The sequence below is a fragment of the Streptomyces sp. NBC_01471 genome, from assembly GCF_041438865.1.
Lineage (GTDB): Bacteria > Actinomycetota > Actinomycetes > Streptomycetales > Streptomycetaceae > Streptomyces.
The window spans coordinates 4,831,014-4,843,189 of record NZ_CP109450.1 but is presented as its reverse complement, the minus strand read 5'-3'; the positions used below and the strand labels follow the sequence as shown (position 1 = coordinate 4,843,189).

Below are 12,176 nucleotides of genomic sequence, written 5' to 3'. Positions count from 1 at the left end.
CGACTGCTTACGCCTTCTTCGGGCGCGGAGTCGGCGGCGAGAGCAGCAACGCGCCCGTCCCGCCGATCAGCGCGAGGCTCGCGCATTCACGCGAGTCGCGGAAGACGCCTTCGGCCTCGCCCGGGTTGAGTGCGGCCTCGACATCCTCATCGAGGTCCGTCGCCAGGCGGTCGGTCAGCGGTTCAGTGGAGTTCATGACGCTTCCCATCCTTATGGGGGGATTCGTTCCTTGCTGTTCCAGTCAAACCCACTAATGGCCCGCACGCAAAGGGAGCCAGGAATCCGGGTCCTCAAGGCTTCAATTGAATGGTGAACAGCGATCAGATCCTGCCCTTCACAGGAGAAAAGCCGCGGTGGCCCGCAGGGCCGGTGAGGCGTAGCGCACCTGATCCTTGAGAGTCCTTTGGGGCGCCCCGAGGTGTGGAACACCCGAACGGGGCAAGCCGTCCTGAGTGATACGAATCGGTTGTGTTGGTTTGACGGTTTTCGCGGCTCTCGCCGCGTGGGGAGCCGCCGGGTGGGTGTCGTGGTGGTGGCTGTGCGCCGCTGTGCCGCTGACCCTGGTCGGGCTGCTCGGAGTGTGGGACCTGGCCCAGCGCAAGCACTCGGTGCTGCGCAACTACCCGGTCCTCGGGCACGCCCGCTTCCTTCTGGAGCGCATACGCCCCGAGTTGCAGCAGTACTTCGTGGAACGGAACTACGACGGGCGCCCCTTCGACCGTGACACCCGCAGCATCGTCTACGAACGTGCGAAGGGCACGGCCGCCGAGGAGCCGTTCGGGACCGAGCGCGACGTCTACGAGACGGGCTACGAGTTCCTGGTGCCCTCGATGGCGCCCCGCCCGGTGCCGCAGACCCCGCCCCGGATACGGATCGGCGGGCCCGACTGCACCCGCCCGTACGACATGGCGCTGCTGAACGTGTCGGCGATGAGCTTCGGTTCCCTGTCGGCCAACGCGGTCCTGGCGCTCAACGGCGGCGCCGCGGCCGGTGGTTTCGCCCATGACACGGGTGAGGGCGGCCTGTCGGAATACCATCTGCGGCCGGGCGGCGACCTCGTCTGGGAGATCGGCACCGGGTACTTCGGCTGCCGCACCGACGACGGCGCGTTCAATCCGGCGGAGTTCGCCGAGAAGGCGGCGCACGACCAGGTGAAGTGCGTCTCGCTGAAGCTGTCGCAGGGCGCCAAGCCGGGCATCGGCGGGGTGCTGCCGGGGGCCAAGGTGAACGCCGAGATCGCCCGGGTGCGCGAGGTGCCACAGGGCGAGACCGTCATCTCGCCCCCGTACCACCGGGAGTTCTCCACCCCACGCGAACTGGTCCGCTTCATCGCGCGGATGCGGGAGCTGTCCGGCGGCAAGCCCACCGGCTTCAAGCTCTGCCCCGGCTCGCGGCGCCAGTTCCTCTCCGTCTGCAAGGCCATGCTGGAGGAGGGCACCGCACCGGACTTCATCATCGTGGACGGCGCGGAGGGCGGCACCGGCGCGGCCCCGCTGGAATTCGCCGACCAGCTCGGCACCCCGCTCACCGACGGCCTGCTCACCGTCCACAACGCCCTCATCGGCACCGGCCTGCGCGACCGGATCAGGATCGGGGCCAGCGGCAAGATCGCCACCGGCGCCGATCTGGTCAAGCGGCTGCTGCAGGGCGCGGACTACGGCAACGCGGCGCGCGCGATGATGTTCGCCGTGGGCTGCATCCAGGCCCAGCGCTGCCACACCAACACCTGCCCCACCGGTGTCACCACCCAGGACCCCCGGCGCGCCCGCGCGCTGGACGTCGGGGACAAGACGATCCGGGTCCAGCGGCTCCAGCAGGCCACCGTGGCGAGTGCCCAGCAGATCATGGCCAGCATGGGCGTGACGGAACCGGCCGGCCTGCGCCCGCACATGCTGCGGCGCCGCGTCGACCCGTTCACCGTGCGCTCGTACGAGGAGATGTACGAGTGGCTGGCCCCCGGGCAGTTGCTCGCGGAGGCGCCCGAGTCCTGGGCCGCCGACTGGCAGGCCGCCGACCCCGACCGCTTCACCGTCTGAGACCGCCTCAGCCTTTCCGATCCCGTTTCCGCCCGCCCGAACTGGAGGCTTTTGTGACCCGCACCGTTGCCCGCGTCATCGTGGACGCCCTGAGCGAACTGAACGTCCACCAGGTGTTCGGCGTCGTCGGGGACGCGCTCAATCCCGTGACCGAGGCCATCCGTACCACCGAAGGCGTGGAATGGGTGGGGTGCCGCCACGAGGAGGCGGCGGCCTTCGCCGCGAGCGCCCAGTCCCAGCTCTCCGGCCGCCTCGGTGTCTGCATGGGCACGGTCGGCCCCGGCTCCGTGCATCTGCTGAACGGTCTGTACGACGCGGCCAAGAGCCGCACCCCGGTCCTGGTGATCGCGGGTCAGGTGCCGCTGGCCGACATCGGCAGCAACGCCTTCCAGGAGGTCGACAACGACGCCCTCTTCAGCGACGTGGCGGTCTTCCGGGCGACCGTCTCCTCACCGGACCAGCTGCCGCAGATGCTGGAGACGGCCGTCCGGAACGCCATCGGGCACAAGGGCGTCGCCGTGCTCACCGTGCCCGCCGACGTCGGGGACCGGAAGCTGAGCACCGACCGCACGGCACGCTTCTCGCTCAGCCCGGCGGTGACCCGGCCCGAGGAGTCGGCTACGCGCGACGCGGCGGGGCTGCTCGACCGCGCGGAACGGGTCACCCTGCTCGTCGGACAGGGTGCCCGCGCGTCCCGTACCGATGTGCTGGCCCTGGCGGACCGGCTCGCCGCGCCGATGGTGCTCACGCTCAAGGCGAAGGAGGGCTTCGAAGGCGCGGACAACCCGTTCCAGGTCGGGCAGACCGGGCTGATCGGCAACCCGGCGGCCGCTTCGGCGCTGCACGACGCCGACACGCTGCTGCTCCTGGGTACGGACTTCCCGTACCGCGAGTGGTATCCGGAGGGGAAGACCGTCATCCAGGTGGACACCGAGCCCACGCACATTGGTCGCCGTGTCCCGGTCGAGGCCGGCCTGGTCGGCGACGTGGGCGCCACCGTGCGGGACCTGCTCAAGCATCTCGGTGCCGGGGACGACCGCCACCGTGGCCATCTGGACCACGCGCGCAAGCACTTCGAGAGCTGGCGCGAGGGCCAGGCCCGGCTGGCCGACCCGGAACACGACAAGAAGGCGGCCGGGCGGGCCCGTTCGGCCCTGGACAATCCGGAGCACGGGATCCGGCCGGAGGCGCTGGCCGCCACGGTGGACCGGCTCGCCGCCGACGACGCGGTCTTCACCTCCGACACCGGGATGGCCACCGTGTGGCTGTCGCGCTTCGTCGAGATGCGCGGGGCTCGGCGGCTGCTCGGCTCGTACAACCTGGGCTCCATGGCCAACGCCATGCCCCATGCGCTCGGCGCGCAGTGCCTGGACCGGGGGCGGCAGGTGGTCGCGTTCTGCGGTGACGGCGGTCTGAGCATGCTGCTCGGCGATCTGATGACGCTCAAGAGCAACGAACTCCCGGTCAAGCTGGTGGTGTTCGACAACCGCCGCCTCGGCATGGTCAAGCTGGAGCAGGAGCAGGTGGGCCTGCCGGAGTTCGGCACGGTGCTCGACAACCCGGACTTCGCCGCCGTCGCCACCGCGATGGGCATCACCGGGATCCGGGTGACCGACCCCGCCGATCTGGAGGACGCCGTACAGCGCGCCTTCAGTACGCCGGGACCCGTCCTGCTGGACGTCCTGACGAACCCGGACGAGATCGCCGTCCCGGCCAAGCCGACCGTCGAGCAGGGTCTGGGCTTCGCGGTGGCCAAGGTGAAGGAGATCGTCCGGGGGCGCGGCGAGTAGCGGGCGACGCCTTCCCGGCTTCGTGAACACAGCATGAACTTCCCGCCGTACCAACCGAGTTCGGATCCGTTCCGGTTCCGCAGCGGGGGCCCGAGCTCCTCGCTCAGGCACTCACGGACCGGGCCGCGTGGTCCCATTTCGGTTGAGATGGGCGGGTACTGACGGGTAATCATTTCGGGCGAACAGGGGCGAGCGCGCCGCATCACGGCACTTGACGTGACGCTTGGTCCAGGCCAATATCCAATTGGTCTGGACCAAGCGCGTGGCGGCTCGGTCCCCTATCGGCACGCCAGGAAGGCCCGGCTGACCTTGCCCAGCACACCCAGCAGTGAACTGACGCACCTCGCCCTCAAGATCCTCCAGCCTGGCTTCAAGGGCACCGAGGCACCGGACTGGCTGCTCCGCCGGATCGGTGAGGGCCTGTCGAGCGTCGTTCTCTTCTCGCGCAACATCGCCAACCCGGGTCAGCTGATCCGGCTGACCCGGCAGCTGCGCGCGGAGAACCCGGACCTCATCATCGCCATCGACGAGGAGGCCGGAGACGTCACCAGGATCGAGTCGCTGACCGGCAGCACCCGCCCGGGAAACCTGGCGCTGGGCGCGATCGACGACACGGACCTGACGGCAGCGGTCGGCCGGGACATCGGCCACGAGCTGCGCTCCGCCGGCATCAGCCTGACCTACGCGCCCAGCGCGGACGTCAACTCGAACCCGAACAACCCTGTCATCGGGGTCAGATCGTTCGGCTCGACGCCGGACCTGGTGGCCCGCCACACCGGCGCCTGGATCCGCGGTCTCCAGTCCGCCGGAGTGGCGGCCTGCGCCAAGCACTTCCCCGGACACGGCGACACCGAGGTGGACTCCCATCTCGGGCTGCCCCGCTACGACGCGACCGCGGACGAGATCAGGGAGCAGGCGCTTCCGCCGTTCCGGGCGGCCATGGACAGCGGCGTACGGGCGGTCATGAGCGGCCATCTGCTCGTCCCGGCCTACGACGCCGGCCTCCCCGCCACGCTGAGTCCGCGCCTCCTCGTCGACCTGCTGCGCAAGGAGATGGGCTTCGACGGTCTGGTCATCACCGACGCCATCGAGATGGGGGCCGTCAGCGGCCTCTACGGAATCGACGGCGCCACGGTGCGGGCGGTGGCGGGCGGCGCCGACGCGGTGTGTGTCGGCGGTGAGAGCGCCGATCCGGAGGTGGTCGGCCTGCTGAGTGCGGCCCTGGTGTCCGCCGTCCGCAACGGTGAACTGCCCGAGGAGCGGCTCAGAGAAGCGGTGGCGCGGGTCGAGGAGTTCTCGGCCTGGTCGAACGGTATCTACCACGCCGCACCACCCCACCGGATCAAGTCGGACATCGGCTTCGTGGCCGCCCGGCGTGCCCTGTGCACGACCGTGGCGGACGGCGGCTCCCTGCCGCTCGGCTCGGCACCCCACGTCGTGGAGCTCATCCCGACGATGAACCTCGCCATCGCCAAGGAGACGCCCTGGGGCGTCGCCGCCCCGCTGCGCGAGCGGCTGGCCGGAACGACCTCGGTCGGAATCCACGAGGAGGACGTGGCGGCGGACCTGGCCGTACTCGACCAGTACGCGCTGGAACCCGCTGCCGACCGGCCCCTGGTCGTCGTGGTCCGCGACGCCTGCCGCCACACCTGGATGACGGATTCCCTCAAGCACCTGCTGAGCGCCCGGCCCGACTCCGTCGTGATCGAGATGGGCCTGCCGGCCGCCGAGACCCAGGGAGCGGTGCACATCGCGACCTACGGGGCCACCACCGCCTCGGGTGTGGCCGCGGCCGAGGCACTGGCCGGCTGACCGCACCCACCACCCCACAGACCCACAGACCCAAGTCCAGCAACGCCCCTGCTCACCATCTCCCACCCGCACCCACGCACACCCACATCCCGGCACCCACCGCACCGCGGGCTCCTCCCGCCGTGCGGTGCGGGCCCGGAGCGCGTACGCGGCAACGCCGCCGCATCCGCCGTCACACGGGTGAACTCCTCACCCCCGCAGCCGTCCCGCCGGGCCACGGTCCGCCGACGGCGCCCTTCCGCGGCCCGGCCGCCCACAGTCCGGCCGCGCGCGCCGCGCCCCCGGACGGCCGCGCCCGATCCGTTCAGATCCAGCACCTTCATACCTGGAGTGGTTGCATGCCGACGTCCGACCCCTATCTGTATCGAGCCGCATCGGACATCCCCTATTTCAGTACGGACGGAGAGATGTACCTGGCGCAGACACCGCTGCGGGACATCAAGAAGTCGCAGCCGCTGCGCGTGCTGTCGGAAGAGGACTTCGCCTTCTGGCAGACCTACGGCTACGTCGTCGTGAAGGAGGCGATACCCGCCGCCGCGGCGCAGCGCCTGCTGGACTTCACCTGGGACTTCCAGGGCCTGGACCCGGACCGGCCCGACACCTGGTACACGGACCGGGAGTTCCGGTCGGACCTGGACCGCGAACTGCACATCTACGGTTTCGTGGAGGCGTACCACCACCAGCTCATCTGGGACAGCCGCCAGGCGCAGCGCGTGCATGACGCGTTCGCCGACGTGTGGGACTGCGAGGAGCTGTGGGTGACCCTGGACCGGCTCAACCTGAACCCGCCGAACATCAAGAACCGTGACCGCGCGCTGATCGCGCCCACGGACAAGGGGTTCGACATCGAGCTGCACTGGGACGTCGACAGCACGCTCAGTGTGCTGCCCCAGCGCGTCCAGGGGATCATCGCGCTGAACGACACCGAGCCCGAGCGGGGCGGATTCCAGTGCTCACCGGAGCTGTTCCGCCAGTTCGACCGGTGGAAGCTCTCCCAGCCCGCCGGCCGGGACCCGATCAGGCCCGGCACCGACCGCGCCGAGTTCCCCGTCGTCCAGCCGGAACTCCAGGCCGGCGATCTGCTGATCTGGAACGGCCTGCTCGCCCACGGCGTCGCCCGCAACATCTCGGAGAGCGGCGTCCGCGCGGTCCAGTACCTCTCGATGATGCCCGCGCTGGAGTCCCACCAGGAGATGCGGAAGTCCCGGATCGAATCCTGGCGCACCCTCTCCACACCGGACTGGAACAAGACGCTGGTCGGCGACGCGGACCGGCACGAATCCCTCAGGTACGGCGCCGCAGAGCTGAGCGGCCTCGGCGCGAAGCTTCTTGGACTCGAATCCTGGAACGGCGACCGGAACACCGAGCGGTCAACCGGAGAACTGGCATGCAGCGAATCTGTCTGACCCTTCCCACCAACAGGGCCTGCGCGGCGACGATTTCGGCCCTGCGCGCCGAGGCACAGTACGCGGCCGAGCACTTCGGCGTCGAGGTGCGTCTGCTGATCCTGGACTCGTCCGGCGAGCAGGATTTCGCGGAGCACGCGAAAGTCGCCGGCGAGGCCACCGGAACACCACAGGTGATCGTCCACCACCTGGGCGAAGCCGAACAGCGCACCTTACTGCGGCAGTTCATCAGCGGCGCCGACGTTCCCAAGCCCGATCTGCTGCTCGACCTCATGCTGCCTTCCGGGGTCTCGTACGGCGCCTGCACGAACCGTGCCTTCCTGTTCGCCGCCGCGCTCGGCTGCGAATCCCTGCACCGCAGGGATTCGGACAGCACCTATCAGGTCCTGGACGGCGAGCCGGTGTTCCCCGTCCACCACGAACTGCTGTCGCTCGGGAAACACGCGATCGACGCGGTGGACGGCGTGTCCGAGACCCGTCTCGACCCGGCCCACGCACAGCGGACGGTGTCCCTGGTGGGCAGCTCCTTCGTGGGCGAACTGTCCGTGGACATCAGCGAGATCCAGCGGCTCGACCCTGCCGTCTACCACGACGTCGTCAGCCTGTGGGCCCCTCGCGAGTGGCCGGACGAGGCGAAGCGGCAGCTGGTCGCCGAGGCCTTCACGGGGGCGGGCACCGACCCCTTCACCGGCGACCGGTCGGCGGTCGGCCCGGTGGACCCCATGCGGGTGGACATGTGCAACGTCAGCTTCCACCGCGAGGTGTACGAGCGCGTGCCGCTGCCGCCCGCGACCGACACCATCGGCAGCGACTACTTCCTGCTGCACCTGGTCCACGACGCGGGGCTGCCCGGCGTCCTCCACAACCGCCACATCGTGAACTTCTACACCGGGGAGCGGCGCACCGACGCCGGATTCATGGCGTACCAGCTGCGGCTGGTGAAGTTCTTCCTGTCGATGCTCTATTTCAATTCCGTGTACGGGCGGATGGCGGCGGCCGGCGGTGCCCTGCTCGACGACCGGCTGCGCCTCCGGGCGGACCCGGTGGCCGCATTCGTCCGGGACAGCAGCTGGCTGGACCGGGAGGAGAACGAGGAGCGGCTGCGCGTCATCGACCGGTCCTACCGGAAACTCGGCGGCCGATACGCCGAGTTCGCCGACGTCCTGGCGGCCCGCGGCGACCGGCTGCTCAACGAGGCCCAGCGGGACATGGAGGATTTCGCGCTCCTGATCGAGGCGTGGGAACCACTGATGCGGGTGAGCAGAGAAGCGGGTATCCATGAGCACTAGGCAGCTGAACACCCCCCTGCACGAGGCCCTGGCGGCGGCTTCCGATGACCGGATCGTCTTCGATCTCGGCGGCATCCGGGACCAGTACGAGACGCTGACCTGGGAACTGCCGGGCGTCGCCGTCCGGTTCGCGATGAAGGCCTGCCCGGTGGACGAGGTGCTCGCCTGTCTGGCGGAGCGGGGGGCCGGGTTCGACGCGGCGGGCCCCCACGAGATCGAGCGGGCCCTCAGCACGGGCGTGCCGGTCGGCCGGATCCACTACGGCAACACCATCAAGTCCGACCGGAACATCAGCGACGCGTACCGGCTCGGCGTCCGGGACTTCGCCACCGACAGCGTGGAGGACGTGGCGGCCATCGCCGCCCATGCCCCCGGCGCACGGGTCTTCTGCCGGCTGGCCACCAGCGGCGAGGGCGCCCTCTGGGGTCTCAGCAAGAAGTTCGGCTGCTCGGGTACCGACGCCGTACGCGTGCTGGAGGCGGCCCGGGCGGCAGGGCTGACACCTGCCGGGCTGTCCGTGCACGTCGGCTCCCAGCAGATGACGGCGGAGGCCTGGGAGAGCGCGTTCGCGAGCCTCGCCGCCGTACTCGTGGACCTGCGGGACCGGGGCATCCACCTCGACCACGTCAATCTCGGCGGCGGACTGCCCGCACTCGGATATCTCGACAGCCGGGGCACACCGCTGGATCCCCCGCTGGACAAGATCTTCGCCGCGATCCGGGAGGGCATGCGGCAGCTGCGGGCGGTGTCCGGCACCCCGCTCGACTTCGTCGTGGAGCCGGGCCGCCACCTGGTCGCCGACCACGGCGCGATCCGGGCCCATGTGGCGCGGCTGTCCACGAGGGAGCAGCTGAACGGTGAACGCCAGCACTGGCTGTATCTGAGCTGCGGCAAGTTCAACGGCCTGTACGAGATGGACCAGCTCCAGTACCGGCTGGTCTTTCCCACCCACCCGGGGGCGCCCTCCGTACCGGCCGTGGTCGCGGGCCCCACCTGCGACAGCGACGACGCCTACGCCCATGAGCACCGCCTCGTCCAGGTTCCCGAAGGCGTCGCGTCGGGGGACCCGGTCTGGGTCCTCTCGTCCGGTGCCTACGCCACCAGTTACGCGACGCAGGGCTTCAACGGCTTCAGCCCGCTTCCGTACACCGTGATCCGCGGGCTGCCGTCCGGCGCCGGGACACCGACAGGCGGGACAGCCATGAAGGGTCTGCCGTAATGGGCCAGGACGTTCAGATACGGAACATCACCGCCGACGACTGGCACGGCATCGCGGAGCTGGAAGCCAGCGCGTACTCCGCCAGCGACCTCTCGGAGGGGCGGGCCGCGCTGGAGTCGAGGGCCCGCCCGTCGCCCGCCACCTGCTTCGTGCTGCGCCTCGACCGCCGGACGGCGGGCTATCTGCTGGCACTGCCCTACCCGCTGTGGCAGTACCCCGACCTGGGCCGGGCGGAGAAGACCGTCTTCCGCTCGACCAACCTACATCTGCACGACATCGTCATCGCCGAACGCCACCGCGGCAGAGGGCTGGCGAAGCGTCTGCTGCACCACCTCACGGCGACCGCCAGATCGACGACGCACGAACGCATCTCCCTCATATCCGTCGCGGGCAGCGAGACCTTCTGGTCGGCCAACGGATATGCGGCCCATCGTGACATCGCCCTCCCGGGAAGTTACGGAACGAACGCGGTGTACATGTCCAAGGCGGTATGAAGTGACCCACCAAGACACGACCCCACAGGACACGACCGCACAGGGCGCCCGGGTCCGGGATCCGTTCCGCCGGGCACAGCTGGCGATCGCCGCGCTGTTCTGCTTCCTCGGCTTCCAGTACGGCACCTGGGCCTCGCGGCTGCCCACCCTCAAGGCTCAACTGCACCTGTCCGAGGCGGAACTCGGCCTGCTGCTGATGGCCTGCGGCGCGGGTGCGGCGATCTCGTTCCCGCTCGTCACCGTGCTGATGCGGCGCCTGGGATCGCGCCACCTCGCCTCACTGTCCGCGCTCTGCCTCGGGCTGCTGCTGCTCGCGCTGTCCGTGGTGCCCAACTATCCGGTCGCGATGGTCATCGTGGGCTGCGACGGGATCGCCGTCGGCTGTCTGAACGTGGCCATGAACGCACAGGGAGCCGCGCTCGAAACCACGTACGGGCGTACGGCCATGGCCAGGCTGCACGCGACGTTCAGCGCCGGGTCGCTGGGCGCCGCGCTGCTGGCGTCCGGGGTGAACACGCTGACCCCGTCGCTGGCCGCCCACTTCGGTGTGGCGGCCGCGATCCTGCTCCTGCTGGTCGGGTTCGCCCAGACCGGGCTGCTGACGGAGGATCAGCGGCCCGCGGCGAAGAGCCGGACCCGCCGGCGGCTGTCCGTACCGTCGCGCATGACGCTGTGGATGGGGTGCGCGATGGCGTTCGGCACCGTGACCGAGGGCGCCATGAACGACTGGTCGGCGCTCTACATGAAGGACGTGCTCAAGGCGGCGGCGTCGGTGGCCCCGCTGGGTATCGCCGTCGTCTCGGTGATGATGGTGCTGGCCCGGGTGTTCGCCGACAGCTGGCGCACCCGCTGGGGCGACCGGCGGGTCGTGCTGACCGGCAGCGTGCTGGCCGGCGCGGGCCTCGCGCTCGCACTGCTGGCCGGTGGCGTGGTCCCGGCGCTCATCGGGTTCGCCTGCGTCGGCCTGGGGGTGGCGGCCGTGACGCCCTGTGTGTACGTCGCCGCCGCGCGGCAGGGACCGGAGGCGCTGGCGCTGGTCGCCGCGATGGGGACCGTCGGCCTGCTGGCCGGACCGGCGATGATCGGCTTCATCGCGAACGCCGGCGGTCTGGTGTGGGGCATGGGCGCCGTGGCGGCCGCGGCCCTCCTGGTCTCGGTGTGCGCCACCCGGATCCGCTGGGTGCCGGTGGCCGAGAACTGACGGAACGGGCCTGCCCGGCAGCCCGCCCCCGAACCACCCCCACGGCTGGCGGGTCCGCCTGGGCGGGACCCGTCAGCGGGACGGTCGTATCAGCCGGGAGTGCTCCGCCTGGGGGCTCGCGTCAGCCGGTGGGCAGCTTCTCGGCCGGGCAGCCGGAGAGGACCCGCTTCATCGCGTTCTTCTCCGCGGCCGTCACCCACAGCGCGTACTTCTTCTTCACCGCCACCTGCCGTGCGACATAGCCGCACCGCGCCGGCTTGTACGCGGGCAGCCAGGTCGCCGTGTCACCGTCGCCCTTGCTGCGGTTGGTGGAGGAGTCGACGGCCAGCAGGTTCAGCGGATCGTTCGCGAGGGCGGTCCGCTTCGCCCTGTCCCACTGCTGCGCGCCCTTCTGCCAGGCGTCGGAGAGCGCCACCACATGGTCTATGTCGACCTTGCTGTGGCCGCGTACGAACGCGATCGTCGTCCCGGTGTAGGGGTCCTTGACCAGCGTCCCCGACGCGATCTGGCAGTCGCCGCTCGTGTACCGGACGCTCCGCAGATCGCGCTTGAGCACGTCGTCCCGGGTCGGGCAGTGGTTGTGGTCGGTGTCCGACCACGCGCTGCCGAACTCCTTGCGCGCGTAACCCGTCTTCGGTGCGCGCCCCTTGACGGTCAGGGCGTCGGCGGCGGCGAGCGCGGAGCCGTGCGCCGCCTTCCCCGCCGGTCCGGCGGGAGCGTCGGACGAACCGGAAGCGCCCAGGTCGCCGCTCTTGCAGCCGCCGAGGGCGAGTGCGGCGGCGACGGCCATGGCTGCGGGGAGGGCGGAGCGCGTACGTATCAAGGAGAGCCGTCCTGGCGGATAGGGGTCGTGACCGCACAATCCTAGATACGGCTGCCCCGGGCCCCCGCCGTCACACCTGGCGAACACATCTCCGGACCGCCCCGGC

General features: G+C 70.3%; 10 protein-coding genes. 8 read left to right on the top strand and 2 right to left on the bottom strand.

Features of this window, described 5'->3' with window-relative positions; all coding sequences use genetic code 11:
- Positions 1-7: 7 nt before the first annotated feature.
- Entirely contained in the window at positions 8-196 is a 189-nt protein-coding gene (locus OG285_RS21670) for a hypothetical protein (RefSeq protein WP_356834184.1), read from the bottom strand.
- A 256-nt stretch (positions 197-452) separates the two neighbouring features.
- On the opposite strand from OG285_RS21670, the gene OG285_RS21665 reads away from it, so the two are divergent.
- The 8 genes from OG285_RS21665 (at position 453) to OG285_RS21630 (ending at position 11,247) form a co-directional block, all read left to right on the top strand.
- Complete coding sequence (locus OG285_RS21665; protein ID WP_371791950.1) at positions 453-2,036, top strand: FMN-binding glutamate synthase family protein; 1,584 nt, start codon at positions 453-455, stop codon at positions 2,034-2,036.
- A 53-nt stretch (positions 2,037-2,089) separates the two neighbouring features.
- Positions 2,090-3,826 (top strand): thiamine pyrophosphate-dependent enzyme, encoded by a 1,737-nt coding sequence (locus tag OG285_RS21660; RefSeq protein WP_371791949.1) that lies wholly within the window; start codon positions 2,090-2,092, stop codon positions 3,824-3,826.
- A 309-nt stretch (positions 3,827-4,135) separates the two neighbouring features.
- On the top strand, positions 4,136-5,638 hold the full coding sequence (locus OG285_RS21655) for a glycoside hydrolase family 3 protein (RefSeq protein WP_371791948.1): 1,503 nt from the start codon (positions 4,136-4,138) through the stop codon (positions 5,636-5,638).
- A gap of 338 nt (positions 5,639-5,976) precedes the next feature.
- Positions 5,977-7,044, top strand: a complete 1,068-nt coding sequence (locus OG285_RS21650; RefSeq protein ID WP_356834178.1) for a phytanoyl-CoA dioxygenase family protein — start codon at positions 5,977-5,979, stop codon at positions 7,042-7,044.
- Entirely contained in the window at positions 7,026-8,333 is a 1,308-nt protein-coding gene (locus OG285_RS21645) for a DUF6271 family protein (RefSeq protein WP_371791947.1), read from the top strand. Before OG285_RS21650 ends, OG285_RS21645 begins: the two co-directional genes overlap by 19 nt.
- Complete coding sequence (locus OG285_RS21640) at positions 8,323-9,552, top strand: type III PLP-dependent enzyme (RefSeq protein WP_371791946.1); 1,230 nt, start codon at positions 8,323-8,325, stop codon at positions 9,550-9,552. Before OG285_RS21645 ends, OG285_RS21640 begins: the two co-directional genes overlap by 11 nt.
- Positions 9,552-10,046 carry a GNAT family N-acetyltransferase gene (locus OG285_RS21635; RefSeq protein ID WP_356834171.1) on the top strand — a complete coding sequence of 165 codons (495 nt, stop codon included), beginning with the start codon at positions 9,552-9,554 and terminating at the stop codon, positions 10,044-10,046. Before OG285_RS21640 ends, OG285_RS21635 begins: the two co-directional genes overlap by 1 nt.
- Position 10,047: 1 nt before the next feature.
- The gene (locus OG285_RS21630) at positions 10,048-11,247 is read left to right on the top strand and encodes an MFS transporter (RefSeq protein WP_371791945.1); all 1,200 of its coding nucleotides are present in this window, start codon (positions 10,048-10,050) and stop codon (positions 11,245-11,247) included.
- A gap of 121 nt (positions 11,248-11,368) precedes the next feature.
- Here OG285_RS21630 and OG285_RS21625 read toward each other — a convergent pair whose 3' ends face one another.
- Positions 11,369-12,070, bottom strand: a complete 702-nt coding sequence (locus OG285_RS21625) for an HNH endonuclease family protein (RefSeq protein ID WP_371791944.1) — start codon at positions 12,068-12,070, stop codon at positions 11,369-11,371.
- Between the last annotated feature and the right edge of the window lie 106 nt (positions 12,071-12,176).

Coding starts and splice junctions, on each gene's coding strand:
- OG285_RS21650 (WP_356834178.1), top strand. CDS start 5,977: ATGCCGACGTCCGACCCCTATCTGTATCGAGCCGCATCGGACATCCCC.
- OG285_RS21635 (WP_356834171.1), top strand. CDS start 9,552: ATGGGCCAGGACGTTCAGATACGGAACATCACCGCCGACGACTGGCAC.
- OG285_RS21640 (WP_371791946.1), top strand. CDS start 8,323: ATGAGCACTAGGCAGCTGAACACCCCCCTGCACGAGGCCCTGGCGGCG.
- OG285_RS21670 (WP_356834184.1), bottom strand. CDS start 196: ATGAACTCCACTGAACCGCTGACCGACCGCCTGGCGACGGACCTCGAT.
- OG285_RS21645 (WP_371791947.1), top strand. CDS start 7,026: ATGCAGCGAATCTGTCTGACCCTTCCCACCAACAGGGCCTGCGCGGCG.